This is a genomic window from Streptomyces sp. NPDC001980 (assembly GCF_040296885.1).
GTDB lineage: Bacteria > Actinomycetota > Actinomycetes > Streptomycetales > Streptomycetaceae > Streptomyces.
The window spans coordinates 19,114-36,283 of record NZ_JBEOYD010000018.1 but is presented as its reverse complement, the minus strand read 5'-3'; the positions used below and the strand labels follow the sequence as shown (position 1 = coordinate 36,283).

At 73.0% G+C, this 17,170-nt stretch carries 16 protein-coding genes; 3 read left to right on the top strand and 13 right to left on the bottom strand.

Annotated features, from left to right (window positions below; translation table 11 throughout):
• Positions 1–40 precede the first annotated feature (40 nt).
• The gene (locus tag ABT137_RS26430; RefSeq protein ID WP_351713036.1) at positions 41–580 is read right to left on the bottom strand and encodes a bacterial proteasome activator family protein; all 540 of its coding nucleotides are present in this window, start codon (positions 578–580) and stop codon (positions 41–43) included.
• 188 nt (positions 581–768) lie between these two features.
• On the opposite strand from ABT137_RS26430, the gene ABT137_RS26425 reads away from it, so the two are divergent.
• A complete protein-coding gene (locus tag ABT137_RS26425; protein ID WP_351713034.1) occupies positions 769–1,365 on the top strand; it encodes a hypothetical protein in 597 nt (198 codons plus the stop codon).
• A 103-nt stretch (positions 1,366–1,468) separates the two neighbouring features.
• Here ABT137_RS26425 and ABT137_RS26420 read toward each other — a convergent pair whose 3' ends face one another.
• From ABT137_RS26420 to pdhA, 7 genes are all read right to left on the bottom strand, one after another.
• Positions 1,469–2,449, bottom strand: coding sequence for an NAD(P)H-quinone oxidoreductase (locus ABT137_RS26420; RefSeq protein ID WP_351713032.1), 981 nt, complete (start codon positions 2,447–2,449; stop codon positions 1,469–1,471).
• A 63-nt stretch (positions 2,450–2,512) separates the two neighbouring features.
• On the bottom strand, positions 2,513–3,610 hold the full coding sequence (locus ABT137_RS26415) for a potassium channel family protein (RefSeq protein ID WP_351713030.1): 1,098 nt from the start codon (positions 3,608–3,610) through the stop codon (positions 2,513–2,515).
• Entirely contained in the window at positions 3,607–4,995 is a 1,389-nt protein-coding gene (locus ABT137_RS26410; RefSeq protein ID WP_351713028.1) for a molybdopterin molybdotransferase MoeA, read from the bottom strand. The genes ABT137_RS26415 and ABT137_RS26410 overlap by 4 nt, the downstream gene beginning before the upstream one ends.
• The gene (locus ABT137_RS26405) at positions 4,992–5,951 is read right to left on the bottom strand and encodes an NTP transferase domain-containing protein (RefSeq protein WP_351713026.1); all 960 of its coding nucleotides are present in this window, start codon (positions 5,949–5,951) and stop codon (positions 4,992–4,994) included. Before ABT137_RS26405 ends, ABT137_RS26410 begins: the two co-directional genes overlap by 4 nt.
• A 195-nt stretch (positions 5,952–6,146) precedes the next feature.
• The gene (locus tag ABT137_RS26400; protein WP_351713024.1) at positions 6,147–7,487 is read right to left on the bottom strand and encodes a dihydrolipoamide acetyltransferase family protein; all 1,341 of its coding nucleotides are present in this window, start codon (positions 7,485–7,487) and stop codon (positions 6,147–6,149) included.
• Positions 7,487–8,491: an alpha-ketoacid dehydrogenase subunit beta gene (locus ABT137_RS26395; RefSeq protein WP_351713022.1), complete on the bottom strand. Its 1,005-nt coding sequence runs from the start codon at positions 8,489–8,491 to the stop codon at positions 7,487–7,489. The genes ABT137_RS26400 and ABT137_RS26395 overlap by 1 nt, the downstream gene beginning before the upstream one ends.
• The gene (pdhA, locus tag ABT137_RS26390; protein ID WP_351713020.1) at positions 8,488–9,633 is read right to left on the bottom strand and encodes a pyruvate dehydrogenase (acetyl-transferring) E1 component subunit alpha; all 1,146 of its coding nucleotides are present in this window, start codon (positions 9,631–9,633) and stop codon (positions 8,488–8,490) included. Before pdhA ends, ABT137_RS26395 begins: the two co-directional genes overlap by 4 nt.
• A 175-nt stretch (positions 9,634–9,808) precedes the next feature.
• On the opposite strand from pdhA, the gene ABT137_RS26385 reads away from it, so the two are divergent.
• Positions 9,809–10,312, top strand: a complete 504-nt coding sequence (locus ABT137_RS26385) for an Lrp/AsnC family transcriptional regulator (RefSeq protein ID WP_502984578.1) — start codon at positions 9,809–9,811, stop codon at positions 10,310–10,312.
• Positions 10,313–10,325: 13 nt separating this feature from the next.
• On the opposite strand, the gene ABT137_RS26380 is transcribed toward ABT137_RS26385, so the two are convergent.
• Both ABT137_RS26380 and ABT137_RS26375 read right to left on the bottom strand, forming a co-directional pair.
• Entirely contained in the window at positions 10,326–10,913 is a 588-nt protein-coding gene (locus ABT137_RS26380) for a TetR/AcrR family transcriptional regulator (protein ID WP_351713018.1), read from the bottom strand.
• On the bottom strand, positions 10,910–12,424 hold the full coding sequence (locus tag ABT137_RS26375) for a 3-hydroxyacyl-CoA dehydrogenase (protein WP_351713016.1): 1,515 nt from the start codon (positions 12,422–12,424) through the stop codon (positions 10,910–10,912). Before ABT137_RS26375 ends, ABT137_RS26380 begins: the two co-directional genes overlap by 4 nt.
• A gap of 149 nt (positions 12,425–12,573) precedes the next feature.
• Here ABT137_RS26375 and paaN point away from each other — a divergent pair, with 149 nt between their 5' ends.
• Positions 12,574–14,265, top strand: coding sequence for a phenylacetic acid degradation protein PaaN (paaN, locus tag ABT137_RS26370; protein ID WP_351713014.1), 1,692 nt, complete (start codon positions 12,574–12,576; stop codon positions 14,263–14,265).
• 134 nt (positions 14,266–14,399) lie between these two features.
• On the opposite strand, the gene ABT137_RS26365 is transcribed toward paaN, so the two are convergent.
• The 3 genes from ABT137_RS26365 to ABT137_RS26355 are packed head-to-tail and all read right to left on the bottom strand — an operon-like array spanning position 14,400 to position 17,157.
• Positions 14,400–15,143 carry a TrmH family RNA methyltransferase gene (locus tag ABT137_RS26365; RefSeq protein WP_351713012.1) on the bottom strand — a complete coding sequence of 248 codons (744 nt, stop codon included), beginning with the start codon at positions 15,141–15,143 and terminating at the stop codon, positions 14,400–14,402.
• Entirely contained in the window at positions 15,140–16,351 is a 1,212-nt protein-coding gene (locus tag ABT137_RS26360; protein WP_351713010.1) for an HTTM domain-containing protein, read from the bottom strand. The genes ABT137_RS26365 and ABT137_RS26360 overlap by 4 nt, the downstream gene beginning before the upstream one ends.
• Positions 16,348–17,157, bottom strand: coding sequence for a DUF5819 family protein (locus ABT137_RS26355; RefSeq protein ID WP_351713008.1), 810 nt, complete (start codon positions 17,155–17,157; stop codon positions 16,348–16,350). Before ABT137_RS26355 ends, ABT137_RS26360 begins: the two co-directional genes overlap by 4 nt.
• Between the last annotated feature and the right edge of the window lie 13 nt (positions 17,158–17,170).

Below are 17,170 nucleotides of genomic sequence, written 5' to 3'. Positions count from 1 at the left end.
CTGGACGTCCCTTGAGGTCCCTTGAGGTCCCTAGAGATCCCTAGAGGTACGGCCCGCCGGAGCGGCCGGCCGGGCCGTACTCCTCGCCCTCGTGGCCGACGCCCGGGGGCAGCGCACGCCTCATCTGCTCCAGCTGGGCGCGGGCGGCCATCTGCTGGGCGAACAGAGTGGTCTGGATCCCGTGGAACAGCCCCTCCAGCCAGCCCACCAACTGGGCCTGCGCGATGCGCAGTTCGGCGTCGGAGGGAGTCGAGTTCTCGGTGAACGGCAGCGAGAGCCGCTCCAGCTCCTCCACCAGCTCCGGGGCGAGGCCGTCCTCCAGCTCCTTCACCGAGCTGGCGTGGATCTCCTTGAGCCGGACCCGGCTGGCCTCGTCGAGAGGAGCCGCGCGCACCTCCTCCAGGAGCTGCTTGATCATGCTGCCGATCCTCATGACCTTGGCGGGCTGTTCCACCATCTCCGTCACCGGGATCTCGCGGGAGTCCTCGTCCCCGTTGCCGCCGCCGAGTGCCATCCCGTCCTGGCCCACGACCAGGATCTGCGGATTCTCGGGCGACCGTTCGTTCCTCGGCATCTCCATGCCGCCATTCTCTCGCACCCGTACACCTCACCACCGTGGTGCCCCCCATGGGGGCTGATCCACCCCTCAGAACCGCCCCGGACCGGCCGTAGACCCTTCGGCCGAATCAGAAATGCCGGGTTTGTCGTCAAATGTGAGGCTGGTGATCGTCGGCCCTGACGACGACTGTGCTCCAGGAGGTCACCGACGTGACTCCAAGGCTGCGATTCCCCCGCGCCAGTGACCGGCCGCCCGGTCAGGTACGGCTCGCGCTCGTCCGTCCGCTGCTCGTCCGGCTGCTGCTCGCCCTCGCGGCGGTCCTGCTGCCGTGCGGCGCGGCTGTCGGGTACGCCCCCGGGCCGGTGCCCTCGGACTCCGCCCGCGCCTCGGCCACCCCCGAGCCGTCGCTGGCCGGCACCGTGGCGGGCGAGGGCCGGCTGCGACCGGGGCGGCCCCAGGGACCGGCGACGAAGGTCGAGGACCAGGACCCCGACGACCCGGACGTCCCGGACGACCCCGATACCCCGGACACCCCGGACGACCAGGGCGGTCTCGGCGAAGGAACGGCGACGGAGCCCGCGGGGAGCAGCGCCGGGAGCCCGGCGGCCAGCTCCGCACAACCGCCCCGGGAGGCCGTCCTCGCCCCCGCCTCGCCCCAGCCGCACCCGACGGGCCAGGCGATGGACCCCAGCCAGGACGACGACACCGAGCCCGTACTGCACGTCCTTCCGCTCGGCAGCGGCCTGGTCCTGATCGGCCTCGGGCTCGGCCTCGCCTTCGTCGGCCTGCGGGTACGGCGAAGCTGAGGCGCCAAGCGGGGCCGGCGAAGTCCGCTGCGGTTCGGCAGCGCCCCGAAGGGGCGTCGCCGCAGTCGGCAGACGGCAGATCGCGGCACTTCCAGCGGAGCACTCAGCGGGCGACCAGCACGACCTTGCCGATGTGCTCGCTGGCCTCGACCACCCGATGGGCCTGCGCCGCATCCGCCATCGGCAGCTCCCGGTCGACGACCGGGCGGACATGACCCTGGGCGATCAAGGGCCACACGTGCTCCCGCACCGCCGCGGCGATGGCCGCCTTCTCGGCGAGCGGCCGGGCGCGCAGCGAGGTCGCGCTGATCGCGGCCCGCTTGCCGAGCAGCGCGCCGATGTTCAGCTCGCCCTTGACGCCGCCCTGCATGCCGATGATCGCGAGCCGCCCGTTGACCGCGAGCGCCTGCACGTTCCGGTCCAGGTACTTGGCGCCCATGTTGTCCAGGATGACGTCGGCCCCCGCGCCGCCGGTGGCCTGCTTCACCTCGGCGACGAAGTCCTGCTCGCGGTAGTTGACGAGGATGTCCGCGCCCAGCTCGGCACAGAAGTCCAGCTTCTCCTTCGTGCCCGCGGTGACCGCGACCTTGGCGCCGACCGCCTTGCCCAGCTGGATCGCCATGGTGCCGATGCCGCTGGAGCCGCCGTGCACGAGGAGGGTCTCACCGGGGCGCAGGTGGGCGATCATGAAGACGTTCGACCAGACCGTGCAGGCCACCTCGGGCAGCGCCGCGGCCTGCTTCAGGTCCAGGCCCTCGGGCACCGGCAGCAGCTGCCCGGCCGGCACGGCGACCTTCTCGGCGTAGCCGCCGCCCGCGAGCAGCGCGCACACCTCGTCGCCGACCGACCAGCCGGAGACACCCGGGCCGAGCGCGACGATCCGCCCGGAGCACTCCAGACCGGGGTACGGGGAGGCGCCCGGCGGCGGGTCGTAGTGGCCCTGCCGTTGCATGATGTCGGCGCGGTTGACGGCGCCGGCCACCACCTCGACCAGCACCTCGCCCTCGCCGGGCACGGGATCGGGAACCTCCTCCCACACCAGCGCCTCGGGCCCACCAGGTTCGGAAATCGTGATCGCATACATGCGGCCGACGCTACTCCCCGCCCGTCCGGACCCCGCTGGTGACGTCACCGGCGGCTCGCCCGGTCAGGCGCGGGGCAGCGGTCGTACGTCCGGTGCGACCCGACTGCCCGGCGAGGCCCGCACGATCGTGATCAGCCGGTCCGTCGCCTCGATGGTGCCGACGGCCGGATCGTCGTACCCGAGCACCCGGTGTCCGCGTACGACGCTCACCACCAGGTCGGCCGTCTCGCGCGGTGTCTTGCCGACCTCGGCCTTGACCGCGGGGCGTTCCACGAGGTCCAGGCCGCTGCCCTGCTGGATGAGGTCCTCCATGACCATGCCGGCGGCCGGGCTGAGCACGGACAGCCCGAGCAGCCGACCGGCCGCGCTGGCGCTGGTGATGACGGCGTCGGCGCCGGACTGCTTGAGCAGCGGCGCGTTCTCCTCCTCGCGGACCGCGGCCACGATCTTCGCGGCCTTGTTGAGCTGCCGGGCCGTCAGGGTCACCAGCACAGCCGTGTCGTCACGCTGGGTCGCGATGATGATCTGCCGCGCCCGCTGCACCTCGGCCCGCTTCAGCACCTCGCTGCGGGTCGCATCGCCCATGACCCCCGCGTATCCGTCGGCGGTCGCCGCCTCGATCACCTTGGAGCTCGGGTCGACCACGACCACCTGCTCCGCCTTCAGCCCGGTCGCACAGACGGTCTGGATCGCCGACCGCCCCTTCGTCCCGAACCCGACGACGACGGTGTGATCCCGCACGGCGGACCTCCAGCGGTTGATGCGCCACTCCTCCCGGGTGCGTTCGGTGAGGACTTCGAGCGTGGTGCCGACCAGGATGATCAGGAACAGCACACGCAGGGGCGTGATGACGAAGATGTTGGTGAGCCGCGCACCGTCGCTGACGGGGGTGATGTCGCCGTAGCCCGTGGTGGAGAGGGTGACGGTCGCGTAGTAGAAGGCGTCGAGGAGGTCGACCGAGCGGTCGGAGTTGTCGGTGTAGCCGTCACGGTCGGCGTAGACGATCAGCGCGGTGGCGACCAGCACCAGCAGGGCCATGGAGAGCCGTTTGGCGACCTGGCGGATCGGGCGCTCCACCACCTTCGTCGGGAGTTTCACCCGATGGGTCACCAGGTGTTCGTCCGCCTGGCGGGCGATGGCGTCATGGCCGGGAAGTTTCACGTGAAACAGACTCCGATGCCCGCGGCCGCCCACGGCAGGTCGAGGAGTTCCGTCTCAGTACCCGGCCGTGCTCCGCCCGGCGGCACGACCGCGAGCGCGTCGGCGGCGGCGATGCCGCGGAGCATGGCCGGGCCGTTGTAGTGCAGCGGGACCGCGGTGTCACCGCGCAGGACGACCGGGATGAGCCGGGTGTCGTACGGGTGCCCGTGCGTCGCCTCCGCCAGGGGCAGGGTGTACGGCTCGGGGGCCGGGTGGGCGGCGAGGGTGCGCAGCAGGGGTTCGGCGAGCGTGAGCAGGCCGGAGACGGCTGCGAGGGGGTTGCCGGGGAGGCCGACGAGGTGCTGGTTCTCCTTGGTGCGGGCCAGCAGCATGGGGTGGCCGGGGCGCACCTTGACGCCGTCGACGAGGAGTTCGGCGCCGATGCGTTCCAGGGTGGGGTGGATGTGGTCGACCGGGCCGGAGGCCGTGCCGCCCGTGGTGACCACGAGATCGGCCGTCGACGCGGTGATCGCCTTGCGCAGGGCCTTGGCGTCGTCGCCGAGCCGGCGTACGGCGGTGACCTCGGCGCCGAGCGCGCGCAGCCAGGGCGGCAGCATCGGGCCGAGCGCGTCCCGGATGAGTCCGTCGTGCGGGAGTCCTTCGGTGAGCAACTCGTCGCCCAGGATCAGGACTTCGGCACGGGGGCGGGGGACGGCGGTGACGGTGTCGTATCCGGCGGCCGCGGCGAGGCCGAGGACGGCCGGGGTGACCAGGGTGCCGGCGGGCAGCAACTGGTCGCCGCTGCGGCACTCCTGGCCGCGTGGGCGGATGTCCTGGCCGTGGACCACCTCACGGGTGGGGTGCAGCCGGCCCTGGGTGTCGAGACGGCCGTGCTCGCTGCGCAGCACGGCGGTGGTGTCCGCCGGGATCCGGGCGCCGGTGGCGATACGGACCGCCTCGCCGTCGGTGAGCGGCTCGGGTTGCGCGTGCCCGGCCAGCACGCCTTCCTCGCGGACGTCCCAGGGTCCGGGGCCGGCGACCGCCCAGCCGTCCATCGCGGAGGTGTCGAAGGAGGGCAGGTCGGTGAGCGCGTCCAGCGGGGCGGCGAGGGTCAGGCCGAGAGCGCCCGTCAGCGGTACGGAGACGGGGGCGCGGCGGGCTCCCGACCGGACGGCGGACCGGGCGGCGCGGGCGGCGGTCTCGCGGGCCTGGGGCCAGGGGGTGGCGCGGTGACGGTGGGCCGAGTGACCGCCGTGCGCATGCCCGCCGTGCGGGGTGGGCGTTGTGGTCGCGTCCTGCCGGGGCTCTCTGGGCTCTCTCACGAGGGCGAGCGCCTCCTCGACGTCGAGATCGTCGTCGGTGTCCGCGGCGGCGGGGGTGCCGGACCGGGTGCCGGGGGCGGTCACCGGCCGGGCCCGGGCGCGGGGTTGCCGGGGCCCGGCCGGTCGGAGCCCGGCCCGTCGGTGGCGGGCTTCCCTGTGGCGGGCTTCCCGGTGGCGGGCTTCCCGGTGGCGGCATCAGCCTCTTCCGCCCAGCGCAGGGCCAGCGCGGCGGCCTTGTGGGCGGCCTCGGCGACCGCCTCGGGGCCGCCCTTGCCCTGTGCGGCCGCGTAGCCGACGAGGAAGGTGGTCAGCGGGGCGGCCGGGCGGTCCACGCCGTGCGCGGCGTCCCTGGCCAGGTCGAGCAGAAGGCGGATGTCGACGTCCAGGTCGATGCCCAGTTCGTCCTTGACTGCGGAGATCCATTCGTCCAACACGTGCCCATGCTCCCTGATGCGTGCCCTGGCGTCGGCGATGTCGTCCCAGGTGTCGCAGTCGAAGGACGCGAGGGGGTCCGGGACGCGGGTGAGGTTCAGCGCGGCGGTCAGGCGCCGCAGGGGGAGGCCGGTGAGGCCGTTGCCGCTGTCCTCGGCGAGGGCCGAGAGGGCGTGGCGGAGTGCGGTGGTGCGGTAGGCCGCGACGAGGGGCTGGTCCCGGCCGTCGGCGTCGGTGAGCAGCGCGCCGTCCGCGGCGGTCGCGTGCAGGGCCGCCAACAGGCGCTCCACGGTTGCCTCTTCGAGGAACGGGAGGTCGGCGGAGAGTACGACCGCACAGGCGGCGGTGGTGTGACGCAGGCCGGCGTCGAGGGCGGCGACCGGGCCGCCGCCCGGGGGGTCCTCGCGGGTCCAGTGGACCGGGCGGGAGGTGGGGCGGGGGGCCGCCACGACGACGGTCCGCCGTGCGCCGGCGCAGGCCGCGAGGACGCGGTCGAGGAGGGGGCGGCCGCCCACCCGGACGGCGGGCTTGTCGGTTCCGCCGAGGCGCCTCGCGGCGCCGCCGGCCAGCACGATCGCGTCGTAGGGCGTGGGGTCGGTGGCGGTCACCTTTCGAGTATGGGGGGCGTTCTGATCACGGGGAACCGATGGGGAGGCATGGGATGCGCAGGGTGTGGTTGCGTGCGCCCAAGGGGCGGGGGTGTGGCGGCCCTGCGCGAGCGCGGGCCCGTTGGGGGCTTGTCGCGCCCACGCGGCGGAGCCGCATGTTGATACAGCCCCGCGCCCCTGAGGGGCGCGCTGCAGTCAGAGTGTCCTGAGAAGTACCGTCGGGTTTTCCACGCAGTCGGCCACGTACCTCAGGAAGCCGCCCGCTGTGCCGCCGTCGCAGACCCGGTGGTCGAAGGTCAGGGAGAGTTGGACGACCTGACGGACCGCCAACTCGCCTTCGTGGACCCAGGGCTTCGGGACGATGCGGCCCACTCCGAGCATCGCCGCCTCGGGGTGGTTGATGATCGGGGTGGAGCCGTCGACGCCGAAGACGCCGTAGTTGTTCAGCGTGAAGGTGCCGCCGGTGAGGTCCGTGGGGGTGAGCGTGCCGGCGTGGGCCGACTCGGTCAGGCGGGCGAACTCCGCGGTCAGGGACTCGGCGCCGCGGGCCTGGGCGTCGCGGACGACGGGGACGACCAGGCCGCGGTCGGTCTGCGCGGCGAAGCCCAGGTGGACGTGGTCGAGCTGGACGATCTCGCGGGCCTCGACGTCGACGTAGGAGTTCAGCTCGGGGTGGCGGGCCAGGGCTGCGGTGCAGATCCGGGCGAGGAGCGCGAGGAGGGAGATCCTCGGGCCCGCCGCCGCGTTCATCGCGGTGCGGGCACGCATCAGCTCGGTCGCGTCGGCGTCCACCCAGCAGGTCGCGTCGGGGATCTCCCGGCGGCTGCGGGAGAGCTTGTCGGCGACCGCGCCCCGGATGCCCTTGAGGGGCGTGCGGACGCCGACGGGGGCGTTCGCGGTGGCGGGCGGGGTCTTGGGAGCGGCGGCGCGGACCGCGCTGACCCGCAGGGCGTCCTCGACGTCGGCGCGCAGGATCAGGCCGTCGGGGCCCGAGCCGGACAGCCTGCGCAGGTCCAGGTCGTTGTCCCGGGCGAGGCGGCGGACCAGGGGGGAGATCACCGGGACGGGGCCCTCGGTGAGCGGAGCGAGCGGTGCGGGCACGTGCGCGTGGGCGGCCGCTTCCGCGACGGCGGTGTGCGGCGCCGGTTCCGGGGCGCTGCCCCGGTCGGCCGTGCCGTTGGCCCGCTCCGGGACGGCGTTGCGGACCCTTCGGCGGCGCGCCGGAGGCGTCCCCGTGCCGTATCCCACCAGGACGTTGCCGGAGCCCTCCGCCTCGGGGACGGTGGTCGCCTCGCCGACGGCGACCGTCAGGAGCGGGGCGCCGACGGGCAGTTCGGTGCCCTCCTCGCCGAAGCGGGCGGTGACCACACCGCCGTAGGGGCAGGGGACCTCGACCATCGCCTTGGCCGTCTCGACCTCGACGACCGGCTGGTCGATCGCGACGACCTCGCCGACCTGGACCAGCCAGGTGACGATCACCGCCTCGGTGAGCCCCTCCCCGAGGTCGGGCAGTTTGAACTCCAGCACCTGTGCCATCAGCCCTCGGCCTCCCACTGCAGACGCGCCACCGCGTCCAGGATGCGGTCGACGCCGGGCAGGTGGTGACGCTCCAGCATCGGCGGCGGGTAGGGAATGTCGAACCCGGCCACGCGCAGCACCGGCGCCTCCAGATGGTGGAAGCAGCGCTCGGTCACGCGTGCCGCGATCTCCCCTCCCGGTCCGCCGAACCCGCCCGACTCGTGTACGACGACCGCGCGCCCGGTGCGCCGTACGGAGGCGCAGACCGTCTCGTCGTCGAACGGCACCAGGGAGCGCAGGTCGACGACTTCCAGGTCCCAGCCCTCCGTCTGGGCGGCCTCGGCGGCTTCGAGGCAGACCGGTACGGACGGGCCGTAGGTGATGAGCGTGGCGCTGCGCCCGGTTCGGCGCACCACCGCGCGGCCGATGGGTTCAACGTCCGTCGGGTGCTCGGGGTTCCAGGTGTCCTTGGACCAGTACAGGCGCTTGGGTTCGAGGAAGACGACCGGGTCGTCGGAGGCGATGGCCCGGCGCAGCAGGCCGTAGGCGTCGGCGACGGTGGCGGGGGTGACGACGTGCAGGCCGGGGGTGGCCATGTAGTAGGCCTCGGAGGAGTCGCTGTGGTGCTCGACGCCGCCGATGCCGCCGCCGTAGGGGATGCGGACGGTGATCGGGAGGGGCATCCGGCCGCGGGTGCGGTTGCGCATCCGGGAGACGTGGCTGATGAGCTGTTCGAAGGCGGGGTAGGCGAAGGCGTCGAACTGCATCTCCACGACCGGGCGCAGCCCGTACATGGCCATGCCGACGGCGGTGCCGAGGATGCCGGCCTCGGCGAGGGGGGTGTCGGTGCAGCGGGCCTCGCCGAACTCCTTGGCGAGGCCGTCGGTGACCCGGAAGACCCCGCCGAGGGTGCCGACGTCCTCGCCCATGACGTGCACGGCGGGGTCGGCGGCCATGGCGTCCCGCAGCCCGCGGGTGAGCGCCTGCGCCATGGTGGCGGGCTTGACGGCGACGGTCGTCATCGCGGGCCGCCTTCCTGGTCCTGCTGCTCGGCCTCCAGCTCGGCGCGGAGCAGGGCGCGCTGTTCGCGCAGCTGTGTGGTGGTCTCGGCGTACACCTGGTCGAAGAGGTGCATGGGGTCGAGTTCGGGGTCGCGGTTCATGCGCTCGCGCAGGTCGGCGGCCATGGTCTCGGCGTCCTCGCGGGCGCGCCGGACGGTGTCCTCGTCGAGGAGTCCACGGTCGGTCAACTCGCGCTCCAGGAGCAGGATCGGGTCGTGGTCGCGCCAGGCGTCGACCTCGGTGTCGCCGCGGTAGCGGGTGGCGTCGTCGGCGTTGGTGTGGGCGTCGATCCGGTAGGTCACCGCCTCGACCAGGGTCGGGCCGCCGCCCTCGCGCGCGTGCCGTACGGCGTCGGCGAGGACCTCGTGCACGGCGGCCGCGTCGTTGCCGTCGACCAGGCGGCCCGGCATGCCGTACCCGACGGCCTTGTGGGCCAGGGAGGGCGCGGCGGTCTGCTTGGCGAGCGGGACGGAGATGGCGAAGCCGTTGTTCTGGACCAGGAAGACCACCGGGGCCTGCCAGACGGCGGCGAAGTTCAGGGCCTCGTGGAAGTCGCCCTCGCTGGTGCCGCCGTCGCCGACCATGGCGAGGGCGACCACGTCGTCGCCCTTGAGGCGGGCCGCGTGGGCGAGGCCGACGGCGTGCGGGAGCTGGGTGGCGAGGGGGGTGGAGAGCGGGGCCACCCGGTGCGCGTAGGGGTCGTAGCCGGTGTGCCAGTCGCCGCGCAGCAGGGTGAGCGCCTCGACGGGGTCCACGCCCCGGGCGATCACCGCGAGGGTGTCCCGGTAGCTGGGGAAGAGCCAGTCGCGCTCTTCGAGGGCGAGCGCGGCGGCGACCTCGCAGGCCTCCTGGCCGGTGCTGGAGGGGTAGACGGCGAGACGGCCCTGCTTGGTGAGGGCGGTCGCCTGGGCGTTGTACCTGCGGCCGCGCACGAGCTGGGTGTACAGCCGGCGCAGCAGCTCCGGGTCGGCCTTGGCGGCCGTCTCCGTTCCGAGGACGCGGTACGGGCGCTCGTCGGGCAGCAGCGGTGCGGGGTCCGTCCGGGGCTGCCAGGCGGGCGGCGGCGACGGGCGGTATGCGCCGCGCTGCTCCATGACCGTCATGACGGCACCTCCTTGTGGGGGTGGCTACGGGAGACGGATCGCCTGTGACCCGTCCCACCTACCGATTGTTCGGTCGTCGGCACATTTTGGCTACAGGCACCTCCAGGCTGTGGACAAACGGTTCTCCACAACCTGGAATGAACGCAGTACGTCCATGGTAGGGAGGTGGGGGGACATGGCACCTGAACAAATGGCCGAAGGCCCGCAGGACCGCGCGACGCTGCCGCCCGCCCGCCCGCTGGACGCCATTGATCAGGACATCCTGCAGATCCTGCAGGCGGACGGCCGGGCCTCGATACGGTCGGTCGCCGAACGCGTCCATGTCTCGCGCGCCAACGCCTACGCGCGTATCAACCGGCTCGTCGAGGACGGGGTGATCCGCGGTTTCGGCGCCCGCGTGGATCATGAGCGGGCCGGCCAGGGCACCTCGGCGTACATCACGCTGAAGATCGTCCAGAACAGCTGGCGGACCGTGCGCGAGCAGCTGCGGCAGCTGCCCGGCGCCTCCCACATCGCCCTGGTGGGCGGGGACTTCGACGTCCTGCTCCTGGTGCACACGCCCGACAACCGGGCGCTGCGCGAGCTGGTGCTGACCCGCCTCCAGGCCATCCCCGAGGTGCTCAGCACCCGCACCCTGCTGGTGTTCGAGGAGGAGGACCTGGAGCCGGAGGACAGCTGAGGACCAGGTGACGTCAGTGCGCGCGCAGGCCGGAGAAGACCAGCCGGGCGACCGCCTCGGAGACCTCGCGCTCGCTCGCGCCGCGCCCGTCCGGGCGGTACCACTCCACGATCGAGTTGACCATGCCGAAGACCAGCCGGGTCGCGAGGCGCACCTCGACGTCACCGCGTATGTCGCCCTCGGCGGCGGCCGCCTTCAGCAGGTCGGCCACCCGGTGGTCGAAGTCCCGGCGCCGCTCCAGCGCCCACCGCTCGGTGTCGGTGTTGCCGCGCACCCGCAGCAGCAGCGTCACGTACGGCAGTTCGGTGATCAGCACCTCGACCATGCGCCGCACGACGTGTTCCAGGCGGTCGGCGGCGGGGCCCACGCGCGCGTGCTCCTCGTCGAGGATCGCGAACAGGCCGTCCAGGGCCCGGCTGACCGCGCGGCGCAGCAGCTCCTCCTTGCCGGCGACGTGGTGGTAGATCGACGACTTGGAGATGCCGGCCGCCTTGGAGAGGTGCTCCATGGAGGTGCCGTCGTAGCCGCGCTCGTTGAAGACCTGGACGGCCACCGAGAGCAGGGTCTCGGGGGTGTAGGTGTCGCGCTTGGCGGTGGTCATGAGGCGCCCTCCCGCTTCTCGGTGGCGTAGGCGTGCCGGTAGAGCGCGAGGGAGGGCGCGTAGCGGCCGCTCGGATCGCGCAGGTGCAGGTCGTCGAGGAGGTCGTAGGCGAAGTCGCGGCCCAGGCGGCGGCTCCACTCGAAGGGGCCGAGCGGGTAGTTGACGCCCAGGCGCATCGCGGTGTCGATGTCCTCCTCGGTGGCGACACCCTTGGCGACGGCGTCGTGCGCGAGGTCGACGAACCGGGCGACCGTGCGGGCGACGATCATGCCGGGCACGTCGCCGATGACGCTGACCTGCTTGCCGAGCGCCTGGAAGAGGCCGATCGCCTCGCCGAGGGTCTGGGGCAGGGTGTCGTGGCCCGCGGACAGGGCGATGCGGGTGGCGCGGCGGTAGTCGAGGGCGAGGTCGAAGTAGACGACGTCCCGGAACTCCACCGAGGTCTGGCCGTCGGCGAGGACCAGCTGGCCGCCGCTGGGCAGCACCAGCCGGGTGCCGTGGTCCTCGTCCTCCTCGCGGACCTGGATGCCGGCCTCGCGGATCATCCCGAGCAGCTCGGCCGCGGGGCCCAGGCTGCCCTCGGCGACGACGTAGGCGGGCCGGTCGGCGGGCTCGGCGGTGTGCGGCTCGGCGGGCTCGGCGTCGTCCGCGTAGTCGTACCAGCCGTGCCCGGTCTTGCGGCCGAGCCTGCCGGACTCGACCAGCCGGCGCTGGGCCAGGGAGGGCGCGAAGCGGACGTCCTGGAAGAACGCCTGCCACACGGAGTGCGTGACGGACTCGTTGACGTCCTGGCCGATCAGGTCGGTCAGTTCGAAGGCGCCCATCCGGAAGCCGCCGCACTCGCGCAGCACCGCGTCGATGGTGGCCGGGTCGGCGGCCTGCGCCTCGTAGACCGCGAACGCCTCGGCGTAGAAGGGCCGCGCGATGCGGTTGACGATGAAGCCGGGGGTGTCCGCGCAGGCGACCGGCGTCTTGCCCCACGAGCGGGCGGTCTCGTACGCGCGCGTGGCCGACGTGACGTCGGTGGCGAACCCGGAGACGACCTCCACCAGCGGCAGCAGCGGGGCCGGGTTGAAAAAGTGCAGGCCGACCAGGCGGGAGGCGTTGCGGAGGGCGCCGCCGATGGCCGTCACCGACAGCGAGGAGGTGTTGGTGGCGAGCAGACAGTCCTCGCCGACGATGTCCTCCAGGGCCCGGAACAGCTCCTGCTTGGCCTCCAGCCGCTCCAGGACGGCCTCCAAGACCAGCGTGCAGTCGGCGAACTCGGTGAGCTCGCCGGCCGGCAGCAGCCGGGCGCGGGCGGCGTCCCGGGCGGCGGCCGTCATCCGGTCCTTCTCTACGAGCCGGTCGAGGCGGGCGACGATCGCCGCGGCCGCCTCCCCGGCCCGCCCGGGGACGGTGTCGTACAGCCGGACGGGATGGCCCGCGACGAGTGCGACCTGGGCGATGCCCTGGCCCATGGTGCCGGTGCCGACGACGCCCACGGTGCTGCTGAGGTCGAGTGCTGTCATGTGCGCGATCCTCCCGCACGGGGTTTTCCACAGATGCGGCAGGCCCCCTTGTCCCGACCGATCGTTCGGTTACTCTAACTCTGTCCGGCCGTTTCCGCCCAGGTCATGAGCTTCAAGGGGAAGCTCATCAGACGAGGAGTTGGTCCCGCATGACCGCCGAACTCACCGTGCACGAGCTGATCGCCAAGCACCGGCCCACGCTTGACCAGGCGCTGGAGGCGATCCGCACGCGCGCGTACTGGTCCCCCCACCCCGAACACCCCAAGGCCTACGGCGAGCACGGCAGCCTGGACGCGGCGGCCGGCAAGGCCGCCTTCGACGCCCTCCTCGGCAACCGCATCGACCTCGGCCAGCCCGGCACCGACGACTGGACCGGCGGCGAGGTCTCCCCGTACGGCATCGAGCTGGGCGTGACCTACCCGCATGCCGACGTCGACACACTGCTGCCGGCGATGCGGGCGGGGCAGCGCGCGTGGCGTGACGCGGGCGCGGAGGCGCGCGCGGTGGTGTGTCTGGAGATCCTCAAGCGGATCAGCGACCGGACGCACGAGTTCGCGCACGCGGTCATGCACACCAGTGGCCAGGCCTTCATGATGGCGTTCCAGGCGGGCGGCCCGCACGCCCAGGACCGCGGCCTGGAGGCGGTGGCCTACGCCTACACGGAGCAGGTCCGCACCCCCGACACGGCCGAGTGGTCCAAGCCGCAGGGCAAGCGCGACCCGCTCGCGCTGACGAAGGCGTTCACGCCGGTCCCGCGCGGCGTCGCGCTGGTCATCGGCTGCAACACGTTCCCGACGTGGAACGGCTACCCGGGCCTGTTCGCCTCCCTCGCCACCGGCAACGCGGTCCTCGTGAAGCCGCACCCGCGCGCGGTGCTGCCGCTGGCCCTCACCGTGCAGGTCGCCCGCCAGGTCCTCACCGAGGCCGGCTTCGACGCGAACCTGGTGGCGCTGACGACGGAACACCCCGGCGAGGGCATCGCCAAGACGCTCGCGACCCGCCCCGAGATCAGGATCATCGACTACACCGGCTCGACCGCCTTCGGCGACTGGCTGGAGGCGAACGCCCGGCAGGCGCAGGTGTACACCGAGAAGGCCGGCGTCAACACGGTGCTGGTCGAGTCGACCGACAACTACAAGGGGATGCTCTCCAACCTGGCCTTCTCGCTCTCCCTCTACAGCGGCCAGATGTGCACCACCCCGCAGAACCTGCTGATCCCCCGCGACGGCATCCGCACCGACGAGGGCCCGAGGACCTACGACGAGGTGGTCGCCGACATCGCCCGCGCGGTCGACGGCCTGCTCGGCGACGACGCCCGTGCGAACGCCCTGCTCGGCGCCATCGTCAACCCCGACGTCAAGGCCCGCCTGGAGGCCGCCGCCGGGCTCGGCGAGGTCGCCCTCGCCTCCCGCGAGATCGCCAACCCGGAGTTCCCGGGCGCGGTCGTGCGCACGCCGGTGATCGTGAAGCTGGACGGCGCCAAGCCGGACGACGAGGCCGCCTACATGAGCGAGTGCTTCGGCCCGGTGTCCTTCGCCGTCGCCGTCGACTCCGCCGCCGACGCGGTGGAGCTGCTGCGGCGGACGGTCCGCGAGAAGGGCGCGATGACGGTCGGCGCGTACACGGTCGACGCCGACGTGGAGCGCGCGGTGGAGGAGGTCTGCCTGGAGGAGGCGGCCCAGCTGTCGCTGAACCTGGTGGGCGGGGTGTACGTCAACCAGACGGCCGCCTTCTCCGACTTCCACGGCTCCGGCGGCAACCCGGCGGCGAACGCCGCCCTGTGCGACGGGGCGTTCGTGGCGAACCGGTTCCGGGTGATCGAGGTGCGCCGGGAGGCGTAGGCGCGCGGGGCGCGCGACCGGCCGACATCAGCGGCAGACACCCTTCCTGGCTGTCGCCGACGTGGCCGGTCGCGCCCACGCGGCGGCAGCCGCATATCCGGAACAGCCCCGCGCCCCTTACGGAGCGCTCCGGCTCACGCCCCCTGCAAAGCGCTCCAGTGGTACAGCGTCATCGCCACGCTCGTCGCCAAGTTGTAGCTGCTCACCTGAGGGCGCATCGGCAGCCGCAACAAGTGGTCGGCTCGCGCGCGCAGGTCGGCCGAGAGTCCCGTCCGCTCGGACCCGAAGGCGAGGATCGCGTCGTCCGGGAGTTTCGTCGCCCTGATGTCCTCGCCCTCCGGGTCCAGGGCGAACAGGGGGCCCGACGGGAGGTCGGGCACCGGCATCCGCTCCACCGCCGTCGCGAAGTGGAGGCCCGCGCCGCCGCGGACGACCGTCGGGTGCCAGGGGTCGAGGGTGCCGGTCGTGATGACGCCGGTCGCCCCGAAGCCTGCCGCGAGGCGGATCACCGCGCCCGCGTTGCCCAGGTTGCGCGGCTCGTCGAGAACCACGACCGGGGCCGTGCGCGGGACGCGGGCCAGTTCGCGCAGGTTGGCCTCGCGGGACGGCCGTACGGCCAGGGCGGCCACGGCCGTGGGGTGCGGGCGCGGGACCAGGGACGCGTACGTCTGCGCGGGCACCTCCGTCAGCAGCGCGGCCAGCGCCTCCCGTACGTCCGGCGCCAGCTCCTCGGCCAGGGCCAGCGCCGCCGCCCGGTCCGTCGTGACCGCCACCGGCACCTCCGCGCCGAAGCGCAGCGCGTGCTTGAGGGCGTGGAAGCCGTCGAGGAGCACTGCAGTGCCGGCCAGCCGCGCCCAGTGGTCCAGGGGGTCGGTCATGCCCCGAAGCCTACGCGGGGCTGTTCGTCGGGCTCCGGTGAGCGCTGTACGGGCAGCTCTGGTGCGGTCCGGCGGAGAACACGGTCACGCGCGCGTGCCGCCCAGCCGCCGATCCGGTACAGGAAGGGTGTCGGCAGGAAAACGGAGTCCGCCGCGATCATGGCCAGCGAGAAGAAGGGCAGGCCCAGGACGACCGCGATCACCGCGTGCTCGGTCATCATCGCGGCCAGCAGCACGTTCTTGACCCGCCGGTTGAACAGCGTGAACGGGAAGGCGACCTGCACGATGACCGTCCCGTAGGTCACCAGCATCACCATCGTGCCGTTGGCGGACAGCAGATCCGCGAGGGCCGGCCAGGGCGAGAAGTAGTCCAGGTGGAGCGGGTAGTAGACGGCGGTGCCGTCCTCCCAGCGGGAGCCCTGGATCTTGTACCAGCCGGCGGTGGCGTAGATCAGGCAGGCCTCGGCCATGATCACGAACAGGGCGCCGTTGTGCAGGATGTTCGCGATGACGTCGAGCAGGATCCGGGGCTCGGACGTGCGCCCCCAACGGTCGGCCGCCCACCACAGGGCGGTGCCCGCCCAGGTCGCCCACAACACGGCCGGGACCAGCCAGCCGCCGCCGGTGCGGCCGGTGAGGGCCCCCGCGAGCAGGACGAGACCCGACACCGCCCACAGGGCGGGGCCCACCAGGTCGGGGGCCACGCGTTCGCCACGCGCGCGTGCGGCGCTCCCGCGGGCCGCCCGGCGCGCGTCCAGGGACCACACCTGGCCGCAGCGCGTGAACACCAGGTAGAAGGACATCAGGTGCAGCACGTTGTCGCCGCCGTCGCCCACGAAGACGCTGCGGTTCTGGAGGGACAGCACGCCGATCATGAAGAGCAGGGACGTGGCCCGGGTCCGCCAGCCCACCAGCAGCAGCACGCCGGCGACGACGGCGAGGAAGTAGAAGACCTCGAAGAAGGCCTGGCTGTCGGAGGCCAGCAGCGCCGTGAAGGCGTGGTTGTCGGCGGTCAGCTGCTGGGCGAGGTCGAAGCTCCAGGTGGCGTGGGGACCGTACAGCTCCTGGCGGTGCGGGTACTCGCGCAGCAGGAACAGCAGCCAGGTGGTGGCGAAGCCGATGCGGACGACGGCCGTCTGGTACGGGCCGAGCGCCGCCTCGGTGACCCGGGCGACGGCACGGGACAGGCACAGGGCGAGACGGTTCACCGCACACCGCCGTTCGCTTCGTCCGCCGTGACCGTCCACCAGGGCAGCACCCGGTAGACGGGCGTGTCGGAGACCTTCTCGCCGCTCCAGTCCGGCGGGGTCACGTTGGTGGTGCTGGAGCGGACCTGCACGCGCTCGATGGTGCCCTTCTGGCTCGTGGCGTCCCCCTTGTACATGCGCATCACGACGATCCGGCGCAGGTACTGCTCGGACAGGGAGCCGCGCAGGCCGATCGGGCGGTTGTCGGTGCCGTGCGTGGAGGTGAAGAAGTCCCAGGCCCGGCGCAGCTCGTTCTGCACGGTGTGGCTGGGCACCAGGCTGCCGTCGATGGCCCTGCCGTCCTGTGCGGACAGGTCGTTCCAGCCGGTGGTGGTCGTGGTGCCGTCCGGCATCAGCACGTCGGCGCGTACCTGCACGGCGATGTTCTGCTGCAGCGGGTTCGGCGCGAAGAGCTTCCAGTTCTGTTCGAACTCCGGGTACACCCAGTCCTCGATCGCCTTGCCGTGCTGCTTGGTCACCGTGTTCGCCGGTGCCAGGCTCAGGAACACCATCCCGAGGTGCACGCAGGCGGCGACCGCTACCAGGGCGACGGCGAGGGCCGCACCGACCTGGTAGCGGGGGGACAAGGCGGCGACGCCGGTACGAGAGGGAGCGAGGGAATCCGCCGGCGGGGCCGGTGGGCCGGGTGGCGGCTGCTCCGGAGGGGCCGGACGGGCCGGTGGGGCGGGCTCCGGCTCCGCACGCGTCCCGCTCGGGGCGTCCGGCCCGTGCCGGGCGTCCACGCCCTCGTCGTACGCGTCGTCCATGCCGCCCCGTTCC